Origin of the sequence: Helicobacter japonicus, from assembly GCF_000762845.2 — a bacterium.
In the GTDB taxonomy this organism is placed as follows: Bacteria; Campylobacterota; Campylobacteria; order Campylobacterales; family Helicobacteraceae; genus Helicobacter_C; species Helicobacter_C japonicus.
Window position 1 is genome coordinate 13,814 of record NZ_JRMQ02000008.1, and the last position, 23,058, is coordinate 36,871.

23 protein-coding genes are annotated in these 23,058 nt (G+C 37.2%); 15 read left to right on the forward strand and 8 right to left on the reverse strand.

Annotation, left to right across the window (positions count from 1 at the left end):
• Positions 1 to 119 precede the first annotated feature (119 nt).
• Positions 120 to 848 (forward strand): flagellar type III secretion system pore protein FliP, encoded by a 729-nt coding sequence (gene fliP / locus LS65_RS06330; RefSeq protein ID WP_236096668.1) that lies wholly within the window; start codon positions 120 to 122, stop codon positions 846 to 848.
• A gap of 11 nt (positions 849 to 859) precedes the next feature.
• Positions 860 to 2,062 (forward strand): tRNA (uridine(54)-C5)-methyltransferase TrmA, encoded by a 1,203-nt coding sequence (locus LS65_RS06335; RefSeq protein WP_034360722.1) that lies wholly within the window; start codon positions 860 to 862, stop codon positions 2,060 to 2,062.
• Between the two features lie 2 nt (positions 2,063 to 2,064).
• Here LS65_RS06335 and LS65_RS06340 read toward each other — a convergent pair whose 3' ends face one another.
• Positions 2,065 to 3,246: an MFS transporter gene (locus tag LS65_RS06340; RefSeq protein ID WP_034360720.1), complete on the reverse strand. Its 1,182-nt coding sequence runs from the start codon at positions 3,244 to 3,246 to the stop codon at positions 2,065 to 2,067.
• 18 nt (positions 3,247 to 3,264) lie between these two features.
• Positions 3,265 to 3,990 (reverse strand): DUF2716 domain-containing protein, encoded by a 726-nt coding sequence (locus LS65_RS06345; RefSeq protein ID WP_034360719.1) that lies wholly within the window; start codon positions 3,988 to 3,990, stop codon positions 3,265 to 3,267.
• Between the two features lie 151 nt (positions 3,991 to 4,141).
• Here LS65_RS06345 and LS65_RS06350 point away from each other — a divergent pair, with 151 nt between their 5' ends.
• The 9 genes from LS65_RS06350 to fliR are packed head-to-tail and all read left to right on the forward strand — an operon-like array spanning position 4,142 to position 12,154.
• Positions 4,142 to 4,978, forward strand: coding sequence for a peptidylprolyl isomerase (locus tag LS65_RS06350; RefSeq protein ID WP_034360716.1), 837 nt, complete (start codon positions 4,142 to 4,144; stop codon positions 4,976 to 4,978).
• A gap of 3 nt (positions 4,979 to 4,981) precedes the next feature.
• A complete protein-coding gene (locus tag LS65_RS06355; RefSeq protein ID WP_034361810.1) occupies positions 4,982 to 6,067 on the forward strand; it encodes a hypothetical protein in 1,086 nt (361 codons plus the stop codon).
• Entirely contained in the window at positions 6,042 to 6,482 is a 441-nt protein-coding gene (gene rnhA / locus LS65_RS06360) for a ribonuclease HI (protein WP_034360714.1), read from the forward strand. The genes LS65_RS06355 and rnhA overlap by 26 nt, the downstream gene beginning before the upstream one ends.
• On the forward strand, positions 6,475 to 7,188 hold the full coding sequence (gene rnc / locus LS65_RS06365) for a ribonuclease III (RefSeq protein WP_034360712.1): 714 nt from the start codon (positions 6,475 to 6,477) through the stop codon (positions 7,186 to 7,188). The genes rnhA and rnc overlap by 8 nt, the downstream gene beginning before the upstream one ends.
• A 3-nt stretch (positions 7,189 to 7,191) precedes the next feature.
• Complete coding sequence (gene aroC, locus LS65_RS06370; RefSeq protein ID WP_034360710.1) at positions 7,192 to 8,271, forward strand: chorismate synthase; 1,080 nt, start codon at positions 7,192 to 7,194, stop codon at positions 8,269 to 8,271.
• Positions 8,272 to 8,323: 52 nt separating this feature from the next.
• Positions 8,324 to 9,664, forward strand: a complete 1,341-nt coding sequence (gene gatA, locus LS65_RS06375; RefSeq protein ID WP_034360708.1) for an Asp-tRNA(Asn)/Glu-tRNA(Gln) amidotransferase subunit GatA — start codon at positions 8,324 to 8,326, stop codon at positions 9,662 to 9,664.
• Between the two features lie 9 nt (positions 9,665 to 9,673).
• Positions 9,674 to 11,119 carry an IMP dehydrogenase gene (guaB, locus tag LS65_RS06380; protein WP_034360706.1) on the forward strand — a complete coding sequence of 482 codons (1,446 nt, stop codon included), beginning with the start codon at positions 9,674 to 9,676 and terminating at the stop codon, positions 11,117 to 11,119.
• A 10-nt stretch (positions 11,120 to 11,129) separates the two neighbouring features.
• Positions 11,130 to 11,372: an exodeoxyribonuclease VII small subunit gene (gene xseB, locus LS65_RS06385; protein ID WP_034360704.1), complete on the forward strand. Its 243-nt coding sequence runs from the start codon at positions 11,130 to 11,132 to the stop codon at positions 11,370 to 11,372.
• 5 nt (positions 11,373 to 11,377) lie between these two features.
• On the forward strand, positions 11,378 to 12,154 hold the full coding sequence (gene fliR / locus LS65_RS06390) for a flagellar biosynthetic protein FliR (RefSeq protein ID WP_034360702.1): 777 nt from the start codon (positions 11,378 to 11,380) through the stop codon (positions 12,152 to 12,154).
• Positions 12,155 to 12,181: 27 nt separating this feature from the next.
• Here fliR and carA read toward each other — a convergent pair whose 3' ends face one another.
• From carA to LS65_RS10415, 4 genes are read right to left on the reverse strand one after another with little or no spacing between them, the layout of a single operon-like run.
• A complete protein-coding gene (carA, locus tag LS65_RS06395) occupies positions 12,182 to 13,324 on the reverse strand; it encodes a glutamine-hydrolyzing carbamoyl-phosphate synthase small subunit (protein WP_034360700.1) in 1,143 nt (380 codons plus the stop codon).
• The gene (locus LS65_RS06400) at positions 13,321 to 13,866 is read right to left on the reverse strand and encodes a DUF507 family protein (protein WP_034360698.1); all 546 of its coding nucleotides are present in this window, start codon (positions 13,864 to 13,866) and stop codon (positions 13,321 to 13,323) included. The genes carA and LS65_RS06400 overlap by 4 nt, the downstream gene beginning before the upstream one ends.
• 59 nt (positions 13,867 to 13,925) lie before the next feature.
• Entirely contained in the window at positions 13,926 to 15,929 is a 2,004-nt protein-coding gene (locus tag LS65_RS06405; protein WP_034360695.1) for a transglycosylase domain-containing protein, read from the reverse strand.
• An 18-nt stretch (positions 15,930 to 15,947) separates the two neighbouring features.
• Positions 15,948 to 17,318, reverse strand: a complete 1,371-nt coding sequence (locus LS65_RS10415) for a methyl-accepting chemotaxis protein (RefSeq protein WP_138129796.1) — start codon at positions 17,316 to 17,318, stop codon at positions 15,948 to 15,950.
• Between the two features lie 272 nt (positions 17,319 to 17,590).
• Between LS65_RS10415 and fur the strand changes: the two genes are divergently transcribed.
• Positions 17,591 to 18,046 carry a ferric iron uptake transcriptional regulator gene (gene fur, locus LS65_RS06415; RefSeq protein WP_034362471.1) on the forward strand — a complete coding sequence of 152 codons (456 nt, stop codon included), beginning with the start codon at positions 17,591 to 17,593 and terminating at the stop codon, positions 18,044 to 18,046.
• A gap of 100 nt (positions 18,047 to 18,146) precedes the next feature.
• The gene (gene prfB, locus LS65_RS06420) at positions 18,147 to 19,253 is read left to right on the forward strand and encodes a peptide chain release factor 2 (protein WP_034362473.1); all 1,107 of its coding nucleotides are present in this window, start codon (positions 18,147 to 18,149) and stop codon (positions 19,251 to 19,253) included.
• 14 nt (positions 19,254 to 19,267) lie between these two features.
• On the opposite strand, the gene pseF is transcribed toward prfB, so the two are convergent.
• Together pseF and flgH are read right to left on the reverse strand one after the other, a co-directional pair.
• Complete coding sequence (gene pseF, locus LS65_RS06425; RefSeq protein ID WP_034362476.1) at positions 19,268 to 19,954, reverse strand: pseudaminic acid cytidylyltransferase; 687 nt, start codon at positions 19,952 to 19,954, stop codon at positions 19,268 to 19,270.
• A 36-nt stretch (positions 19,955 to 19,990) separates the two neighbouring features.
• On the reverse strand, positions 19,991 to 20,716 hold the full coding sequence (flgH, locus tag LS65_RS06430) for a flagellar basal body L-ring protein FlgH (protein ID WP_034362478.1): 726 nt from the start codon (positions 20,714 to 20,716) through the stop codon (positions 19,991 to 19,993).
• A gap of 149 nt (positions 20,717 to 20,865) precedes the next feature.
• On the opposite strand from flgH, the gene LS65_RS06435 reads away from it, so the two are divergent.
• Both LS65_RS06435 and ilvA read left to right on the forward strand, forming a co-directional pair.
• Entirely contained in the window at positions 20,866 to 21,846 is a 981-nt protein-coding gene (locus LS65_RS06435) for a DMT family transporter (protein WP_052061113.1), read from the forward strand.
• Entirely contained in the window at positions 21,830 to 23,050 is a 1,221-nt protein-coding gene (gene ilvA / locus LS65_RS06440) for a threonine ammonia-lyase (protein ID WP_034362479.1), read from the forward strand. Before LS65_RS06435 ends, ilvA begins: the two co-directional genes overlap by 17 nt.
• Positions 23,051 to 23,058 lie beyond the last annotated feature (8 nt).

Sequence of the window (23,058 nt, forward strand, 5' to 3'; positions counted from 1 at the left end):
CTTTCCTCTTATTTTTATTATTTACATAAATATTTGGAGTGGTTTTGAGAAAGTTTTTTTGGCTTTTTTCTTTGTGTGTAATATGTGTATATGCTCAACCAAACACAAATTTAGCTCCAGTGCTTCCTGCACCTTCAAGTATTGAATCTGTGCCATCTTTGCCTAGAAATCCTGTATTGCCTTCAGTTGATTTATCTCTTAGTGCTCCACAAGAGCCTAGTGAGCTTGTCGCGACTTTAAATATCGTCCTTATCATCACACTTCTTGTGATTGCTCCATCACTTGTGCTTGTGATGACAAGTTTCACGCGTATTATTATTGTTTTTGCTTTTTTACGCACAGCACTTGGAACGCAGCAATCACCACCAACACAGATTCTTGTTAGTCTTGCGCTCGTGCTTACTTTTTTTATTATGGAGCCAGTTGTGAGCAAAAGTTATGAGGTGGGCATTAAGCCTTATAGCGAGAAACAAATCTCTTATGATGAGGCATTTGAGCGTGCAATTGTGCCCTTTAAGGATTTTATGATTAAAAATACGCGTGAAAAAGACCTTGCGCTTTTTTTTAGAATCCGTAACCTTGAAAATCCCAAAAGTGTTGATGATGTCCCCATTAGTGTATTAATACCTGCTTTTATGATTAGTGAGCTTAAAACGGCTTTTTGGATAGGTTTTTTGCTGTATCTGCCTTTTTTGGTGATTGATATGGTGATTAGTTCTGTGCTTATGGCAATGGGTATGATGATGTTGCCACCAGTAATGATTTCACTCCCTTTTAAGATTCTCGTATTTGTGCTTGTTGATGGTTGGAATCTTTTGATTGGTAATCTTGCGCAAGGCTTTAAGTAGCGCATTTTATAATGAATTGTCAATATTTTGGTATCTGTGGTGGATGCAATAATTTTGCTCTAGATTACACATCTCAGATTCGGCAAAAATATGAGCGCACTTTAGAAGAATTTGTATCTTTTTTAGCACCACAAAATGTTGATATTGAAGTATTTAGCTCACCACAAAGTGGCTTTAGAGCAAGGACAGAGTTACGATTTTTTCGCTTAGAAAATACCTTAAGTTTTGCAATGAGTGCTTTAGAATCTTCCCATAAGGTTCCCATTACTTCTTGCCTTATTTTGCGCCCGATTTTACAATCTCTTATGCCGCTTTTGTGTGATTTACTCAATACAAAAGAAGTGCTTAAGACTAAGCTTTATGCGTGTAATTTACTTTGTAATTTGCCAAATGGAATAGAAAGCAACACAAAAAGTAATGAAAATATGAATAATGAAGAGGTTATCATCACGCTTATTTATCATAAATATTTAGATATTTTGTGGGAAGCAGAATCTCTTGTATTGCAAGAGAAGCTAAAAAACGCGCTTGGTGTGCCTATACACATTATTGGACGCAGTAAGAATCAGGTTCTTCCTCTTGGTAAAACTTCTCTTTGTGAAACATTATATCTTTTAAATGGAACACATCATTACACTTTTTTCAAACAAGAAGGAGCTTTTAGTCAGCCAAATCCTTTTATTAATATCAAAATGCTTGAGTTTGTCGCCTCTTCTCTTAAAAATTTTTATCCTACACCACAATATGATGCTTTGGAGTTGTATTGTGGGAGTGGAAATTTTACGCTTATGCTCTCATCATATTTTCAAAAAATATTAGCGACTGAAGTGGTAAAATCTGCCATAACACAGCTTAAGATAAATATGACTTATAATCAGATTCATAATATTTTTCCTGTGCGGCTTAATGCACTTGAGAGCATTCAGGCTTTGCGTGAGGAGCGTGCATTCTTTCGCCTAAGAGAAATTGATTTGAAATCATTTCGTTTTGATTGTGTGTTGATTGACCCCCCTCGTAGCGGTGTGGGTGATACAAACATTTTACACTTTTTGCAGGACTTTGCTACGATTATTTATATCTCGTGTAATCCTCTTACGCTCTTGCAAGACTTGCAGATTCTATCACTTACGCATAATATCGTGAGATGTGGGCTTTTTGACCAATTTCCTTATACATTGCATAGGGAATGTGTGATGATTTTGCGTAGAAAATAATTTTAAGTTTTTGTAGCTTCACTTTTTTGCATCACTAAAATAAAAGCAGGGAGTGCAAAAAGTGCTGCAAAAAGGGGATTAAACCCCACGCCCAAAAATGGTGCAACAACGACTAAGCCACCGATTTGATTTGCTAATGCGATACCTACATTAAAGGCGGCTTCATTCACACTCACCGAACTATCCATAGAATCTGGTGTATATTTGCGTGCCATATTCATTGCATTGACTTTAAGTGCTGGGATTGAAGCAAAGGATAAAAAACCCATAAGGGCAAGATTTATAACGACAAGTGCTTGTGAATACGCACTTACACTCACAAGGGCGTAAAAAATCATTTGAAGCAAAATGACAATTTGTAAAGCGCGTTGTGAGCCTTTGTTGTCTGCAAGTCTGCCACCAAAAAGATTCCCCAAAATCGCAAATACTCCATAAAGTAATAAAATATATACAATGGCTTCTTCACCAAAATGGCTTTTTTGCGTAAGCAAATCTGTTACATAAGTATAAAGCACAAATGCTCCGCCACAGGTGCATATCGTAATACTATATGCTTTGAGTAAGCCTTTATGCAAAAAGGCTTTTATAAGGGAGCTAAAATGTGTTTGTGTGCCTGTAAGATTTGGCATAAAAATAAGCGCACTTATAAAGGCAATAAGGGTGCAAAGACAGATAAGTAAAAAAATTGCTTTAAAACCAAATAAATGTCCAATGAATGTCCCTAAAGGCACGCCACTTACAAGAGCTATGGTTAGTCCTGAAACCATAAATGCAAGATTACGAGAGACTTTTTCTTTGGGAGAGACCTGCATAGCTGCAAGAGTAGCAATTACAAAAAATACCCCGTGCTGTGTTCCTGCAATAAATCGAGCAAAAACGCTTAGCGCAAAATTATCACTTACAAAAATCACAAAATTTGCTACTGCAAAAACAAAGAGATTAAGAAGTAACTGCCATTTGCGATTAAAGCTACTTAGGGGTATGGTAAGAATTGGTGCGCCAATTACTACACCCACCGCATACATTGTTGTTAAATATCCTGCTTGATTAGAATCTATATTAAAATGTGCCTTAACATCTTGCAAAACACCAGCAATGATAAATTCTGTAACGCCCATACAAAAAGAACTAAGGGCTAAAACTAAAATTGTTTTGCTTGCGGTAGTGAGAGCAATTTTATTCATTATGTCCTTTCTATATTTTTATTCTAATTTTTTATTATTTTGTAAAAGACCTGCCATCTCTATGATTTCAAAACCAAATATTTTTTCATCATAATATCGCATTTCCTCTATGAAATGTTCGCCAAAAATGGTGATTGTAGTCTTTTTGCCTCTGCTTTCAAAATCAAATAATCCTATCATACCAAAGGCAACTTGATTGCTCTTTGTGTCGTATTTAAAAAAAGCAAAATGGTCTCCATTTGGATAGAATGTAGGGAAGTAAAAATTGTAAATTTCATTTTCTCCATAGGTAATTGAATAAGGATTATACCCATAATCCCCATCGTAATAATATGGAAAATACTCTCCACTAGGCTTTTTGGGATAATAAGCATAGCACGAGTGTTGCCAATCAAGCACAATAATCTCATTTGCTGCTTTTTGCTCCTCTTTTTGAGCATAGGATTTTAAACTTGTAAGATCATATTTATCTAAAACTTTCGCAAAAATTTGCGGCATACTCTCTTGAAAGGCTCTATGATTAACTTTATCAAAATCAGCAATATAAATAATATAGGGCAATTTATGTGGAATCTTTAAAATGTCCCAATGTGGTATCGCATCAAATCCAATTCTTTTATACATAAAATCTGTTTCCTCTTCCCCTAACACCTCATAATTTTCATTTGGCACAATAAGCCTCTTTTTTAAAAATATCTCGCGTTTGCTCTGTGCTTCCTTTGCTAAATATGTTCTTAATCTCATTCTTCCTTTAAAAACCTTATTTCATTATTACTGCAATGATTACAAGAGCGACATTATATTATAATTTTCAAATAGAGTAAGATAAAGATAGAATCCTCTTTGCCGCTTATTGCTTTACATATGATAAAATATGCTTTTGCAAAGGATACAAATGAAAAATATCATTTATGGATTATGTTTGCTCTGTGCGTGTATGTTTAGTGTGTATGGAGAAGTGGTAGCCGGTATAGCCTTACGCGTGAATGGATATGCCATTACATTATATGAGATTCAAAACTTGCAAAAACAGCTCAATATCTCTCGACAAGAAGCGGTTGATATGCTTATTAATGAGCGATTAAAAGATGATGAAATCGAGCGGTTTAAGATAAATGTCGATGATTTTAAGGTTGATGAAGAAATTACAATGATTGCCGCAAATATGAATCTTAGTAAAGAACAGCTTCTTACGCAAGTAACACGTGATATGACTTTGCAAGAGTATCGCTCACAAATTAAAAAACAACTCCAAACTAGAGAACTTATGCAGAGAATCTTATCTTCTAATGTGAGCATTTCAAGTGAAGATGAATTGTTGAGTTATTATACAAAGCACAAGAAAGAATTTTTTATTCCCTCGCAAATGCGTGTAGTGCGCTATTTTTCTCAAAATGATAATGATTTACAAAAAGCTATCGCTTCACCTAAAAAAAATGTGCAAGGAGTGCAAAAATTTAATGAAACCATCTCGCTTTCTTCTTTAAATCCGCAAATTGCACAGGTTTTTATGAATACGCCAAATAATGAATTTACACCCGTTCTAGCCACAGGTGGGAATGGTTTTGTGAGTTTTTTGATTAAGGAACGTTTAGGCGAAAATTTACTTGATTTTGAAGAGGCAAAGCCCCTTATTCAGCAAAAGATTATCGCACATAAAGAACAAAGTGTTATTAGTGAGCATTTTAACAAAATCCGTTCAAGTGCAAATATTGTTACCTTAAGAGAATAAGTGATGTTTTCTTACACAGACCCACTTGTTGGCATTATCATTCTTGTAGCAATTATTGCGCTCGTAACATTTATTGATTACTACCGCAATCGCTACAAAGATAAGCAAAAAGAAAAATCTTTAAAGAATCTAACTAAGTCTTATGAATTTGTGGGACTTACGCAAGGTGTGGAAGAATTTCTCGCGCTTTCAGATAATCCTATCCCTACTCTACAATTTATTGCTAATGCTTATATCCAAAGTGGCAATACACAAGAAGCAATCAAAATTTATTTAAGCATTTTAGAGAAATTACAACATTCTCCAGAAAGTAGCAAGGCAAAGATAAAAATTGAGATTTTACAGAATCTTGGGAATGCGTATTATAGTGCGGGATTTTTACAAAGAGCAAAAAATGTGTATTTGGAGATTCTCAAAAATTATCCTAGAAATCCACAGGTGCTTATTTATTTGCTTAAAACTTATGAGTATTTGAATGAATACAAAAATGCTATTGATGCGCTTATGTGTATTGAAGAAATTTATGAAAATATGCCTCCAAGCAAAAATGAGCATTTTTTTTATGCCCTCGAACTTAACAAGGCTTATTTGCATACACTTTTACTTATTAATAGCCACGATATGCCTATTGCAGAAAAAATTATCAAGCTTAATGAGATAAAGGATAATGAACCAAAGCTTGAAAAAATTGTCCTTTCATTTTTTAAGAGCGTCAATCACTCACTTTTTTGGGAGGAGATGATTAAAAGTAAGCATCAAGAGAAATATATTGATATACTATGGCAATTTGATGATAAAGATGTGCCATTAGAGCAACTTACAGATAAGCAAATCCTTGATGTATATCGTGCAAAGGGATTAGTAGTGGATAATCAAAGTTGCGAAATCTTTGAATTAGAAAATATGAGAATCTTAAAACGTTATTCAAATGTGCCAGTGGATTTAGACTTTGAATATCGTTGCCACGGCTGTAAGCAGATTTTTCCTTTTGAAAATGCACGTTGCTCGCATTGTGGGGAGCTACTCAATAGTGATGTATTATTAAAAATACGAAAGATTGATAATGAAGCAAGTTACCCTTTATTGTGATGGAAGTGCGCTGGGAAATCCGGGTGCTGGTGGTTGGTGTGGGATTTTAAGCTTTGGTTCAAAGCAGAAGATTCTAAGAGGTGGTGAGGCACACACGACAAATAATCGTATGGAGCTTTTAGCTGTAATAGAATCTCTTAAGGCTCTCAAAGAGCCTTGTGTTGTCGAATTGTATAGCGATTCTTCTTATGTGTGTAATGGTATTAATGAGTGGCTACCTAAATGGCAGGCAAAGCAGTTTAAAAATATTAAGAATCCTGATTTATGGCAAAGTTATTTGCAAGTCTCTGCCTCTCATTGTGTAAATGCTCATTGGGTAAAGGGGCATAATGGTATAGAACAAAATGAATTATGCGATAAGCTTGCTAGGGAATCTGCAAAAGGTTTTTTAGCCAAAGGAGAGGAGAATGTCTAAAACTACGACTTTGCCTAAAGCACCTTATTTGCTTGAAAAACAAATTGGTTATACCTTTAAGAATCCAAACCTTTTACTTGAAGCTCTTACACATAAGAGTTGCAAAAAACCTTACAATAACGAGCGTTTAGAATTTTTAGGCGATGCAGTGCTTGATTTGCTTGTGGGAGAATATTTATTTTATAAATTTCCTCATTCACAAGAGGGTGAGTTGAGCAAGCTGCGTGCGTGCATTGTAAATGAAAAGGGTTTTATGAAGCTTGCCAAGTCAATAGAATTAGGTGATTTTTTGCATATTGCTTCAAGTGAGGAGAGTAATAAAGGACGAGAGAAAGCCTCCATTTTATCAAATGCGTTTGAGGCAGTAATGGGAGCAATTTATTTAGAATCTCAACTCACTTGTCTCCGCGATATTGTCTATAATTTACTTGAAAAAAATTATGCAAAAATAGATATGAATACTCTTTTTATGGATTACAAAACAGCCCTACAAGAGCTTACACAAGCTCTTTATGGAGAGATTCCAACTTATAAGTTAGTGAGTGAAAGCGGACCTGATCATAAGAAAATTTTTGAAATAGCTTTATGTATTCAAGGTATAGAGTATGCAAAGTGTAAGGGACATTCTAAAAAAGAAGCACAGCAAAAAAGTGCGCAGATTGCCTATGAAAAAATCTCACAGAAAAACTCATTACACAAGGAGTAAAAAATGAATACCTTTGGCAAAGCATTTCGTGTAAGCACTTTTGGAGAATCTCACGGCAGAGGCATAGGCTGTGTGATTGATGGAGTTCCTGCTGGGTTAGCTATTGATGAAGTGTTTTTAGAATCTGCTATGCGTGAGCGTGCTCCCGGAAGAAATGCTTATGCAACAGCACGCAAAGAGCCCGATAAAGTAGAGATTCTAAGCGGTGTATTTGAAGGTTTAAGCACGGGCGCACCTATTGGGTTATGGATAGCAAATACAGCAACAAAAAGTAGCGATTATGAGAATATCAAGGATATTTTTCGCCCCGGACACGCAGATTTTACATATTTTAAAAAATATGGTGTGAGAGATTATCGCGGTGGAGGACGCAGCTCTGCTCGAGAGAGTGTGGCAAGAGTAGCTGCAGGAGCAATCGCACAAATGCTTTTAAAAGAATGTTGCATTAAAGTAGAGAGTGGAATTTGTGCTATTGGCGATGTATGGGCTAAGGAGTATGATTTTGAGTATGCAAGAGAAAGCGAGATTTTTGCATTAGATAAAATGTGTGAAGATACACAAAAAACATTGATAATAAATGCTAAAAATGCCCATAATAGTATAGGTGGCGTGGCACTTATTCGCGTGTGCGGAGTTCCTGCTGGGTTAGGAGAACCACTCTATCATCGTCTTGATGGTGCATTAGCAGATTCGCTTATGGGGCTTAATGCAGTCAAAGCGGTGGAAATTGGAGATGGAGTGAATGTAAGCGCGCAATATGGTCATGAACATAATGATGAAATGAATGCACAAGGATTTATGACTAATCACAGCGGGGGTGTGTTAGGTGGAATTAGTAATGGTAATACACTTCTATTGAAAGCTTATTTCAAACCAACGCCAAGTATTTTTATCCCACAACACACACTCAATACGCAAAATGAGGAGCAGATATGCCATATCAAAGGGCGGCACGACCCTTGTGTAGCAGTGCGTGGCAGTGTGGTAGCTAAGGCTATGGTATCGCTTGTATTAGCTGATATGCTTCTTTTGCATACGACTTCACAATTATGCTTTATTAAAAAAGTATATGAATCTTTATAGCTATTTTAAAGCAAGAAGATTCTATAATTTCACGCTTATCTAAGGAGATACAATGATAACACTTAAAGAAGCACTCACTAAGAGTGAAGATGAGCTTAAAGAAATAAAAAAGATTATCACGCAAAAAGTTAAAGAAAATATAGAGCTGAATGCGTATATCGGCGAGATACAAGAGAGTAGTAGCGGTGTGCCAATTCTCATTAAGGATAATATTAATGTTAAGGGTTGGGAAATTACTTGTGCCAGCAAAATTTTAAAAGGTTACATCTCTCCATATAATGCAGAAGTGATTAATAAACTTCATAACAACAAAATGTGCGCCTTTGGACGTGCGAATATGGACGAATTTGCGATGGGTAGCACGAGCGAATCAAGCTGCTATGGTAGGGTAAAAAATCCTCTTGATACTTCGCGTGTGCCAGGTGGAAGTAGTGGAGGAAGCGCAGCAGCAGTAGCTGCCGGACTTGCCATTGCTTCACTTGGGAGTGATACAGGTGGTTCTATAAGACAGCCAGCAGGATTCTGTGGTTGTGTGGGTTTAAAGCCAAGTTATGGGAGAGTTAGTCGTTATGGCTTGGTTGCTTATAGCTCAAGTCTTGACCAAATAGGACCAATTACACAAAATGTAGAAGATGCTGCACTTTTACTCGATGCAATAAGTGGATATGATGAGAAAGATTCTACAAGTGTAAATCTCCCTTCTCTTAATACTTTTAAGAACCTAGATTCGAATGCACGTTATAAAATTGCTGTGTTAAAAGATTTTCTCAAAGATGCGACTTTAGAGGTGCAAGAGGCTTATAATCAAACCATTAAGGTATTAGAGTCTATGGGGCATACTATTGTTGAAAGATCTATGCTTGATACGCGCTATCATATTTCTACTTATTATATTATTTGCACGGCAGAGGCGAGCTCTAATTTAGCGCGTTTTGATGGTGTGCGCTATGGTTCAAGGGCACAAGGAGAGAATCTTAAGGATTTATATTACAATACACGTAGCGCGTATTTTGGAGAAGAGGTTAAAAGGCGCATTTTGCTAGGAAGTTTTGTGCTAAGTAGTGGATATTATGATGCTTACTATCTTAAAGCACAACAGGTGCGTAAGAAAATCTGTGCAGAATATGAGGCAATTTTTAATGAATGTGATGCGATTTTATTGCCTATTGCCCCAAGCGTTGCTCCTAAATTTGGTGCATCACATTCTCCGTTGGAGATGTATTTGAGTGATATTTATACCATTGGTGTGAATCTTGCCGGCCTCCCTGCGTTGTGTATGCCCGTGGGAAAAGATGACAATGGTTTAAGTATTGGTATGCAGCTTATTGGGGCGAAGTTTAGAGAACAAATTATTCTAAATGCTGCCTACGGATTAGAAAAAGAACTTGCATAAGGAAAAGCAATGAAAATCATACAAAAAGCTCTCACCTTTGAAGATGTCCTCCTTATTCCCAATTTCTCGGAAATTCTTCCTCAAGAAGTCAATACACAAACCCAATTAAGCAGGAATATCACACTTAATGTTCCTCTTGTAAGTGCAGCAATGGATACTGTTACTGAATATCGCACAGCTATTGCTATGGCGCGATTGGGTGGAATTGGTATCATTCATAAAAATATGGATATTGCTGCACAGGTTGAACAGATTAAACGCGTGAAAAAAAATGAAAGTGGTGTGATTGTCGATCCTATCTATATTCGTGCAGATAGCACACTAGCTGATGCAAAGGCAATTACTGATAATTATAAGATTTCGGGTGTGCCTGTGGTTGATGAATATGGCAAACTCATAGGGATTCTAACAAATCGTGATGTGCGCTTTGAGCACGATTTGAATAAGCTTGTAGGGGAGCTTATGACAAAAGATTCTCTTGTTACTGCTAAAGTTGGCACGACCTTAGAAGAAGCAAAAGAGATTATGCACAAAAATCGTATTGAAAAACTCCCCATTGTTGATGAAAGTTACACATTAAAAGGGCTTATTACGATTAAGGATATTCAAAATCGCATAGAGTATCCACATTCTTGTAAGGATAATTTTGGGCGATTAAAAGTGGGTGGTGCTATTGGGGTGAAGCAGTTTGATAGAGCAGAGGCTTTAGCTAATGCAGGAGCTGATGTGCTCGTGCTTGATTGTGCGCACGGACATTCTATTAATGCGATTAAGACTTTAGAAAAAATTAAATCTAAGCTTGATGTTGATGTAATAGTTGGGAATGTTGTAACTGCACAAGCCACACAAGATTTGATTTCTGCGGGGGCAGATGCTATTAAGGTGGGTATAGGACCAGGTAGCATTTGTACCACACGTATTGTTGCAGGTGTGGGTATGCCACAAATCTCTGCTATTGATATGTGCGCTCAAGTAGCAAAAAAATACAATGTGCCTATTATTGCTGATGGTGGTATTAAGTACTCAGGCGATATTGCTAAAGCTCTAGCAGTTGGTGCTTCAAGTGTGATGATAGGCAGCCTTCTTGCGGGCACTGAAGAATCCCCGGGTGATTTAATTATCTATCAAGGCAGACAATACAAGAGTTATCGTGGTATGGGAAGTATGGGTGCTATGGCTCGAGGCAGTGCAGATAGATATTTTCAAGAAGGCACAGCACAGGATAAGCTTGTTCCAGAGGGAGTAGAAGGGCGCGTGCCATATCGTGGTAAAGTAGGCGATGTTGTTCATCAGCTTATTGGTGGTCTTAAATCTTCAATGGGTTATTTGGGAAGCAAAGATATTAATGAGTTGTGGGAGAAAGCGAGTTTTGTGGAGATTACATCAGCGGGATTAAGAGAATCTCACGTGCATGATGTAGATATTACAAAAGAAGCACCAAATTATCACGGCTAAGGATTCTAAAATGTCAAATCAAAAAACACAAAATCAAGAGCAAATAGACTATTCCCCAGAAGATATTTCTACAGAAGAGCAAGGATTTGAAGAAATGCTCGAGAAGGCAAAAGTGGTGCTTAATAAACTTAATTCTCAAGAGGTTACGCTTAAAGAATCTCTCGCGCTCTATGAAAAAGGTATGCAAAGCCTTAAAAATGCAGAGGAGATTCTAGAACAAGCAAAATTGCGTTATCAAGAGATTAAAGATTAGATTCTATGGAGCTTGTCGCTTACATTACCCAACCCCATAGTGTCGCCGTATTTTTGCTTTTGGTGGCTCGTTTTAGTGGTGTGTTTGCGTTTTTTCCTTTTTTTGATAATCAGCTTATCAGTATCAATGTCCGCGCAGCTATGGTATTTTTTATGAGCGTGGCATTTTTTCCTATCGCAAGCACACATTTGCCCGATATGACAATGGTTGAATTCCTTATTGCTGCTTTGTTTGAGATAATGCTAGGATTCATTGCTTCTATTTGTTTGCAGATTGTATTTGCAATGTTAAGCTTTGGTGGGGAACTTATCAGTTTCACTATGGGGCTTACAATGGCAAGTGCTTATGACCCTGTGAGTGGGACACAAAAGCCTATTATTGCACAACTCATTGCGATTTTGGGTTTGCTGATTGCACTAAGTCTTGATTTTCATCACACGATTTTTCTTATCATTTCGCATAGTCTTAATGCTACGCCACTTGGGAGCTTTGTCTTTGAACCAAAGAGTGTGGCATATTTTGTCAAAGCCTTTGGTAATATCTTTGCAGTAGGATTCTCTATGGCTTTTCCTATTCTAGCGATTATCCTTCTTTCTGATGTGATTTTTGGTATGATTATGAAAACTCACCCACAATTTAATCTCCTTGCCATTGGATTTCCTGTGAAAATCGCTATTGCCTTTATTGTGCTTGTTTTTACAATTTCTACAATTATTTATACCTTTAAAAATGAGCTTAAAAGCGCATTTCTTGCAGTGGGAAAAATATTTTTAGGGCAGTAAAGATAGAAACTTTACTTATGATATACTTTAACCTTTAGTGCAGAGAGTAGCAAATTCTTCAAAAAGCACACGCGCTTCTTTTGGTCCAGGACTTGCCTCTGGGTGATGTTGGACAGAAAAAATAGGCTTATTTTTGTATCGCACACCCTCAATTGTGCCATCAAAAAGATTGCGATGTGTGATTGTGGCAATTTCTTGTATAGATTCTGGGACGCAATAGTTGTGATTTTGAGCAGTTATTTCTACTGCGCCTGTTTGGAGATTTTTAATTGGGTGGTTACCTCCGTGATGCCCAAATTTAAGCTTATAGGTGGGATAGCCGTGCGCAATAGAGAGGAGCTGATGCCCTAAGCAAATACCAAAAATAGGGATATTTGCTTCAATGAGCTGTTTGATTTCTTCTATTTCTTTGTGCAACACGAGAGGGTCTCCTGGTCCATTAGACAAAAACACTCCTTGAATCTTTCCTGATTGAAAGTTTGAAATAATATCTTTTGCACAAAAATAATGAGGCAAAACTTCTACTTCTAATCCTACTGCATTTAATTCATTAAGGATATTGCTTTTTGCGCCAAAGTCAATTGCTACGACTTTAGCGCGAGGCGTAGGAGGTGTGCTAAAGTCAAATTGTGTGAAGTCAAAAATGGAATCTGTATGTGTATAAGGGGTTTGTGTAGAAACCTCTTTGATAAAGTTAATCTCTCCTATCGAAGGTGCAGATTCTAAAGCTTTTTTAAGCTCTTGTGTATCTTTTAGCTCTGTGGAGGCAATCATCATCATTGCACCTTGCGTAGTCAGCATTTTAATTAATCCACGCGTATGAACATTGCAAATTCCCATAATATTATGTTCTTTGAGATAGGTGGCAAGACTTTGCTGTGAGCGGAAGTTTGAAGTAAAATCATTATAAGAAGAAAGGATAATGCCTACGCAAGAAGCACGCGTAGATTCACAATCTTGGCTATTTGTGCCAACTATACCAATTTCGGGCATTGTGAAAACGACAAATTGCCCAGCATAGCTTGGGTCAGTGATAATTTCTTGGTAGCCTGTCATTGAGGTATTAAATACCACTTCACCTATGAAACTTCCTTGCGCACCAAAGCTCTTTGCCTGAATATGCAAACCATTGGCAAAATACAAATGCACATCTTGGAAAAGATTGCTCATAGTAGCCCTCTTTTGCGTAACTCTTCTTCATAGAGTTTGCTAAAGACAATTTCATATTCTTCTGTGCCATAGGTAAGTTTGCGTTTGTATTTTTTGAGCTTTTCAATAACGGCTTCTTCTGCTTTGTCATAGATTTTCGAATATTCATTAATGGCTTTAAAGATAATGTTTTTGATAATAGTTTCAGAAGCATTGATTTTGATATAAGCGTGCAAAGCACTTAGAATCTGATGAGAAAGATCACTGCATCGCTCTTCCCACGCAAGATAAAAGTTTTGTTCATTTGCAATTTGACGCTTACACATTCTAAAAAGCTCTCGTTCGTCCATATTAAAATCTTCAATTTCATCGCTTCGCTCTTCAAGAATTTCGCGCACTTTTTCTTCAATGGCTTGTTCTTTTTGAATATTGCTTTGTAAGTATTCTAATGCGACTTGAGCAATATTTGCAATAGGGACAAGAATCTCTGTATGTGGAGAGTTGCCTAAATCAATACTTATTTTATTTGCGATATATGGGGCGTGTTGCATTTTTAATCTCATAATTTATCCTTTTTAAATTGCGTATTGTAACGCGTTTTAGGTAAAAATGCCTTTAACCCTTAAAATAAAAGTTCTTCATCAATATTTATAAGAGGAGTTTTGCTAGGAAGTGGAGAATCTTCTGTATAGTAGAAATCACCATAATCAAGAGTTTTGAGCCTTACACCATTGGGAATAGTAAATTTACGAGTAATTCCTGGGTCAAAAGTAAGCACTTTAGAGAAAAAATAAGCAAATGCTGGTGGAGCCACAATACCGCCAGATTCGTGAGGACCTATGGGAGTATTATCATCGCGTCCATACCACACAATTGCTTGCACATCGGGTGTGAATCCACAAAACCACGCATCAACATTACGATTTGAAGTCCCTGTCTTGCCTGCCACCTCTAAGCCTACTATACGTGCTCTTGAGCCTGTGCCACGATTAACGACATCACGCAAAATATCAATAGTTAAAAATGCTTGAGCAGGAGTGGTGATATGACGCGATTGTGTAGGGGAACTATACACATTTTCACCTTGCCTATTTGTGGTAGATTGTATAAGTGTGGGATTTAAAATCGTGCCATAATTAGAAAACATTGAGTATTGTCGTGCAACTTCCATAGGGGAAAGCTCAAAACTCCCAAGCACAATAGACATATTTGGTGGGATATTTTCAAAACCATCTTGTTGAAGGGAGTGGTAAAGATCGTTAAAACCAATATTTTGATCTACGAGGTTAATTGTGGCGAGATTGCTTGAAGTGCGCAAAGCATCTTTAAGTGTCATAAAACCATTAAATTTACTTGAATAATTTGATGGACGCCATACTTTACGCTCTGCTTCTTCTGTTGTATCGCTTGCAGCTTCACTTGCGCCTTTAGTTGTAAATTTACGCGGGACATCTGGGACAAAAGTCGCTGGAGATTCACCCTTGTCAAATGCAGTTTGATAAATAAAGGGTTTTATGGAACTTCCAAGTTGTCTTTTGGCTTGAGTAGCACGATTAAACTTATTTTTGACATAATCTACTCCACCAACCATTGCTAGAATCTCACCGCTGTGCGTATCTGTAACGACCATTGCGCCATTTAGAGTATCGTGAGTAAAATCATCATTAAAGGTTTTGGGATAACGTTCTATAAGCCTTTTATTGATTGTCTCATAACCATATATGAGAGCTTCTTGCGCAGCAAATTGATAATCAAGGTCAATATTAAGCTTAATGTAGTATCCGCCAGTTTTAATATCATCAATATGAGAAAGTTCTCGCAAAACTTCATCTACCACATAAGGAGCGACATTCTGTGTAAGTGTTTGGTTAAAAACTTCCGGCACTTCTTGAAGCGCATTTTGTTGCTCTTCTTTTGAAATCCACCCAATATCATAAAGTCTATCAATAATATCATTTGCCCTTGCCATTGAGTATTCTTTATTTTTTGTAGGGTCATAGAAGCTAGGAGCTTTGGGCAATCCCACAAGCATACAAATTTCTTTGAGTGTTAATTCATTGAGAGTTTTATGAAAATATCCTAATGCAGCTGTTTTGATTCCATGGTAGCCGTGTCCAAATGAGATTCTATTAAGATAAAGTTCTAAAATATTTTCCTTGCTTAGATGTCGTTCAATATGAATAGCAAGCATTGCTTCTATAAGTTTGCGTTTGAGTTTCTTTTCTGGGCTAAGGGCAATATTTTTGATAAGCTGCTGTGTGAGTGTGCTGCCACCTTCGACATAGCGCATATTCTTGATATTTTTTAGCATAGCACGTGAAATTGCATCGGGATTAATACCAATATGTTCAAAAAAAAGTGTATCTTCCACTGCAAGGAGAGATTCTATTATGCGTGGAGGTATTTCATCAAAGGTTGCATAGAATCTAAAGTTTTCATCAGTAAATACATTAGCAATAAGTCTATCTTTTCTATCTACGATTTGTGAGGCGAGAGCAAAGTTATAGTTTTTGATTTTGCTTATTTCTGTTTCAACATCATAAAAAAGTTTGATAAGGTATCCACAGATACCTATGCTCACTACGATAAAAAGCACAAAAAAACTATATTTTATCCTTTGCCACATAAAGTTTTATGTCCTAACTTATTCTTCACCTTGGCTTTCTTTTTGGCTTGAGGCTGGTGCAGATGGGTGCGAATCTGGTGACATTTCTTTTTCAAGCTCTTTGATGTCTCGCAAAATTTCTTCTTGTTTTTCGATATACATATCATAAATAGCTTGCATTACGCCATCAGAACTCTTTTCCATTGCAAGGATTTTAGAATCAATGAGACTTTTTGGACAGCTAAGTGTTGTGTCAGCAAAGGTTTGTGCCAATGATATTGCCTCTGTATGCACACCTGCGTGGTAGGCATCAAGTGCTTTGTAGCCTTGTGTATGAGCAAATGCATTTTTACCATCACCTTCAAAATACCATTTACCCAAGCGGCAATTATGATGATCTACGCAATTGAAACTACTATTTAAGCCAAAGATGTATGAGTAGAGATTGTTTTTATAAACTACGTGGTCAAGCTTTGCCAACACACAGAAGATTCTGTTGCTGAGATTAAATGTGCTATGTTTTGTGATAAGGCTACCGATTTTGAGATTGCTTACAATAGAGTTAAGTTCCATTACGCCTTCACGCACATTACCTGTGGCGACATTTGTTTCTTCTGTGCTTGTTTGAATATCATTTGCTTCTTGTTGCATAGACTTAACAACTACGGCAATTTCTTTTGTTGCTTTTTGTGTTTTTTCTGCTAGTTTCCTCACTTCATCTGCAACAACAGCAAATCCTCGCCCGTGTTCTCCTGCTCTTGCTGCTTCAATAGCTGCATTAAGAGCAAGTAAGTTTGTTTGTTCTGCAATATCATCAATAAGTGAGATAACGCTTGTAATTTCATTGCTTCGTTGCATAAGTGAATCTACTAAATCAGAGGCAATTTGCATTTTTTCATAGAGAACTTCGATTTCTTCTAGAGCTTTTGTGCTTTTATTCATCCCATCTTCTGCAGATGTTGCCGCTTTTATGGAGTATTCCGCAACACCAGCAGATTCTGTAAGCACATTTTGTAATGATTCTTGAGTGCCAGTAATCCCTTCTCTCAAACTTTTTGTATAGACTTCAAAAAGATTTGTGCCTGTGCTATTATTGGTAAGGAGTTGAAGAGGTAGTATAGAATAATATACAGTGCCTTCTACTTCAGTATTTGTAACGCTATACTCATCACGCTCACAATGTACACTTGTAGTTTGCTCATTGAGTTGTGGAAGGATACAATCAATTTTTTTGAGGCTTTCTGCAATGTTGTTTTTATATACAATTTCGCCATTTTTTATTCCTATGATTGCTTCTGCTTGAGAAAAACCTACAAGCACTTTGTAGAGTTCAAGCTCTTTAGTAAGATGTTCAATGTGTGCATCTTTTTCCATTATTTGTTGTCGAAGTGCTTTGCTGGAACCAAACATTATCAAACTCCTTATTTTTTTGAGATTATAGCAGTATTGTGCCATTTTTGAGTAAAAATTTTTCAAATTTTTAAATATTGTGGAGCCTTTATAACAGAATTTTGTTAAGAGCAATGCGATATGTTAAAAAAATGCACATTTTAAAAGAGAGAAAATACTTTTATAATTATGATAAGGTTTCTTACTTGCATTTTTGGATAAATTGTTGCTATAATTAAAGAAAAATAAGAATCATATTGCATCACCTCACCAATCTTTAAAGGAGTAATATTATGAATGCTAATCATCGCATAGAAACCTTAGATTCTATTTTTGAGCGTTTGCGCTCTTCTATTAAAAAAAATGGGCTTAAAAATTCTAAACAGCGCGAGGAAATTATTGCTGTGCTTTATAAAAGTGGCACACACTTAAGCCCAGAGGAAATTACAAATATCATCAAAACAACGGATAAAAATGCGAGTATTTCATCAGTATATAGAATCTTAAGTTTTCTTGAAAAAGAGCATTTTATTACTGCACTTGAAGCAGACAAAAGTGGCAGACGCTACGAGATTGCAGCAAAAGAGCATCACGATCATATCATTTGTCTTACTTGTGGTGATATTATAGAATTTGTTAATGGAGAAATTGAGCGTTTGCAGCTTGAGATAGCAAAGCAATTTGGCGGACAGCTTATTAGCCACGATATGCGTCTTTTTGTGAAATGTTCTAAATGTCAAGGGCTTTAATCTTTCGAGAATCTTTATCAACTCAAAAAAACAATGTAGATTCTCCTGCAAATGTGTATGAGTAAGTCATCTTAAAGCAAGAGAAACAAAAAGGGAGAGTATGGATTCTTATGAATATGGTGAATTGCTGAAAACTTTGCGAAGTAAATGTGAAAATATTGCAAAAATTCTCAATCCTGCAGATTTAGAAAAAGAATTACACGAAATAGAAGCCTTACAAAGTGATGAATCTTTTTGGAATGATGCGCATAGAGCTGCGGAAGTAGCAAAGCAAAAGCGTAAATGTGAGAGGATTCTAGGCACTTTCAATACAATGAAGCAAGAGCTTGATGATGCGCAAGAGCTTTATGAAATTGCTTTAAGCGAGGCGGATTCTACTACTTTGGAGCTCCTTTTTGAATCTGCTCCACTTTTGCAAAAGCATATTCAGGATACTGAGATTCAAGTTATGCTTAGTGATGAAAGTGATGGATTGAATGCAATCATCACGATTCAGCCCGGTGCAGGTGGGACAGAATCACAGGATTGGGCAAGTATGCTCTATCGTATGTATTTGCGTTGGAGTGAGCGTAGGGGATTCAAAGTAGAATTGCTTGATTTGCAAGATGGTGAGGAAGCTGGTATTAAAGGTGTGGCTTTTATTATAAAGGGTGAAAATGCCTATGGTTACGCAAAATGTGAAAATGGTGTGCATAGACTAGTGAGAATCTCCCCTTTTGACGCAAATGCTAAACGACATACAAGCTTTGTAAGTGTGCAAGTAAGCCCCGAGATTGATGATGATATACAAATTGACATTGAAGATAAAGATATCCGTATTGATACTTATCGTGCAAGTGGTGCAGGCGGACAGCACGTAAATAAAACAGAATCTGCCATTAGAATCACACATTTTCCAACAGGCATAGTCGTGCAATGTCAAAACGATAGAAGTCAGCATAAAAATAAAGCCACTGCACTTAAAATGCTAAAGTCTAAACTCTATGAGCTAGAGAAGCAGAAAATGACAGAGGGAAGCAATACCGATAAAAGCGAGATTGGCTGGGGACATCAGATTCGCTCCTATGTTTTAGCACCTTATCAGCAAGTTAAGGATTTAAGAAGTCAATATGCTACAAGTGATACAAATGGTGTGCTTGATGGCGATATTGATGGACTTATAGAATCTGTGCTTGTGCATAATAATACGCAAAATAAAGATGAATAGAATATATAAATGATTTAAGTAGAAAAGAGTATTTTATACTTCATTTCTGCTAACTGCCAATCTTGTAATGTGTCAATATCTTGCGCTTCTAGTGAAGAGATAATCACCGCACACGAATGAGGTGCAAATATGGGGAGCTGCTCTCTCCACGCATTCACCTTACCCCAATAAAATTGTCCCGCATCGTGATAGATAGATTCTAAATCTTGTGAGCGTGTGAGATAATGTGTGGGAAAAAGCATTTCTATATCACCATTTTTGATATAAAAGCCTCTATGGGGGTTATAATCATAGGCAAGAGCACAGAAACTAAAGTATTTTGTAGAATCTGCAAGTAAAGACTGCAGGGCATTAGAGAGCGTTTGTGTGCGCAAAAGTGGTGCAGTGGGGTAAATCACACAGAGCAAATCATCATCGTGTAGATTCAGCATATTTGCTGCGTGTGTCGCAACCGATGTTGTTGGCGTGAAATCATCGCTTAATTCTTTTGGGCGCATAAACGGCACATTTGCACCATAATTACGCGCAATGACTGCAATCTCTTGTGAATCTGTGCTGACTACCACTTCATCAAAAAGTGTAGATTCTAAAGCAGTGGCAATAGGATAGGCGATGATTGGCTTGCCACAAAAATGCTTGATATTTTTGTGGGGGATTCGTTTGCTCCCTCCACGAGCAGGGATAAGGGCAATTTTTTTCATCACCTTACCTTAAATTACGCCAAAGTATTTAGAATCTTAGAAAGGATACAAAGATTCTATGCCATCACTTATGGGCTTTTTGTGGTTGGTATCGCTGATTGGTCCAAGAGAAGTGTAGGCGATTTTAGCATTTGCAATATGTTTGCTTTGCACGACATTATCCTTATCAATGTCAAATGAGCGCACAACACCACTAAGTTCTAGAATCTGCTTTTCACCATCGACAAGCACTTCACGCCGCCCGTGGATAAAGTATGTATTGTTATCAAGCACTTTGATGATTCTAGCGGTGAGTGTGGCATTGAGTGCTTCACTTTTTGTTTGTGCTCCTCCACCTTGAAAGTTTGAGGTATTGTTTGCTTTAGTAAGATTATAGGCTGCTTGGTCGTTTAGCTCTTGCACAATTTGTTTATGTTCTTCATCATTGCCTGTATATTCTATTGATGGAGGAGTTACATTTCCACCACTTGCACCATTATAGTTTTTGTTTGTTGTGAAATTTGCATTTGCAGATTCAGTAATAACTACAGTGATAAGGTCATCTGGTTTCATCGCGCGTCTATCGGAGAATAGCGGTCTGTCTCCACTGCCAAATAAACTTCCTGCACGAGGCAATTCGGGAATATCATTATCTGCAGATTCTCGTTCTTCTACCCATTCTGGTGCATTAAAATCAATATTTGCTTCAAAGCCAAAACTTTGATGAGACAACACTATTAAGAGAATGAAAAATCCAAGAATATATATACCTTTCTCGCGCATAAACTATCCTTTTGTAAAACTTTATTGTAAATTAAGCAAAGGGCATTCCATAGATTCTAAGTGTGTTCTTTTTGGCTTTGAAGTTTAGGAGTTTGCCAAAAAAACAGAATCTTTAACTATCATTTTACTTTAAGCACAGGGAGGTTGCGATGAAGCAAAATATTGTGCGAGGCATTTTTGCAATGCTATTTTCTTCATTTTTGTTTGCGCTTATGAGTGCGGAAGCGAAGATTCTTACACAAGAGCTTCCTGCTATGGAAGTTGCATTTTTCCGCGCTTTTCTTATGGTTCTTTTATTGCTTCCTGTGGTTTTTAGTAAGCCACTTAAGAATCCCGCACATAAAAGCGGTGGTTGGTGGTTTATATTTTCTCGCGCAATGGCTGGGGGGTTAAGCTTTGTCGCACTTTTTTATAATATCTCTACAATCTCACTTGGCACAGCTACGGCATTTACGCAAAGTATGCCTTTGTATATTGTGCTTTTATCTCTTATCTTTTTGAAAGAAAGATTTAGTTTTGGTGTGATTTTCTCTACTATTGTTGGATTTGTCGGTGTTTTACTCATTTGCGACCCAAGTATTGAGGGATTAGAGCTTATTAATATTGTCTTTGGGATTTTAAGTGGGCTTTTTATGGCAATAGCTTTTTTGAATCTGCGCGCTATAAAGGATTATTTTAATTCGTGGGTGGCTGTATTTTCCACAGGATTAGCAATGAGTGTTATTGCACTTATTGTAAGCACTTTTTCTATTCCCCCCTTTAATGAATCTTGGGTTATGCCTCAATCGTGGCAGTGGCTACACATTGGATTGCTTGGACTTTTTGGCACTATAGGGCAGCATTTTCTCACACACGCTTATATGCTTGCTCCTGCTGGTATAGTAGCACCCATTGATTATACGCGTTTAGTATTTAGTGTGATACTTGGTGTGATACTTGGCGATAGTTTGCCAAATTTTACTACAAGTAGTGGTATCGTGCTTATTATTATCTCTGGTATTGGTGTGGGGTTACCCATTCTCCTTGCTGATATTAAGACATACAAAATATATTCAAGTTCTCTTAACACAAGAGAGGGTAAAATCCCTCGTAAAAAGCCCCCAAAGGAAAGAAATGAAAAATATATATGAAAAAGCCCTTCAAGCGCAAAAGCGACTAAAAAATGTAGTGATGTCCTCTGCACTAGGCTATGCACCCGTGCTTTCTAAAATTGCAGGGGCGGAGATTTATCTTAAAAAAGAGAATCTTCAGCTTACAGGGGCTTTTAAGATTCGTGGTGCATTTAATAAAATCGCCTCTTTGGTGGAGGGAGATTGCGCGCGCATACAAGGTGTGATAGCAGCAAGTGCTGGGAATCACGCTCAAGGTGTAGCCTATGCGGCAAAACACTTTGGCTTAAAGGCAGTGATTGTAATGCCTGAAGCCACACCTTTGTTAAAAGTGAGTGCGACAAAGGATTTAGGGGCAGAAGTGGTTCTAAGTGGAGATAATTATGATGAGGCTTATGCTAAGGCATTAGAAATTGCACAGGCTGAGAATCTTGTCTTTATCCACCCCTTTGCTGATGATGAGGTGATAGCTGGGCAAGGCAGTATTGCATTAGAGATGATTGAAGAGCGTAAAGATATAAGCGTTGTTGTCGTGCCTATTGGCGGTGGTGGGCTTATTGGGGGTATAGGGAGCGTGTATAAGCAGTTATGCCCGAATGTGCGTGTTATTGGCGTGGTGGCAAGCGGTGCTGATGCGATGAAAAAGTCATTTGATCAAAATGAGATTGTAAAGACAGATTCTGTGCGCACTATTGCTGATGGGATTGCAGTGCGTGATGTGAATGAACATAATTTTGCACTTTTAAAGCAATGTGTTGATGAAATTGTGAGTGTTGATGATGAAGAGATTGCAAATGCGATTTTATTTTTACTTGAAAAGCAAAAGCTTGTTGTTGAAGGTGCGGGAGCGGCAAGTGTGGCAAGTGTGCTTCATAAAAAATTTGTCATACAGCCAAACGATAAAATCGCTCTGCTTTTAAGTGGTGGAAATATTGATATTACGATGTTAAGCGTTATTATTGAAAAAGGTTTGTTGAAATCAAATCGTAAGATGAAGCTAAAAGTTGTGCTTGTCGATAAACCCGGCAGTTTGCAGGGGCTCACTAATATTTTAAGCTCTGTGGGTGCAAATATCGTGCAAGTAGAGTATGATAGGACTTCTGTGATGCTTAAATATGGTGATGCGCTCATCACTCTTGCTCTTGAGACAAAAGGTGAGGAGCATAAAACTATTATACGCGAGAAGTTAAAAGCTCATAATTATACTTTTAGTGAGATTAATTAGGTGAGTGT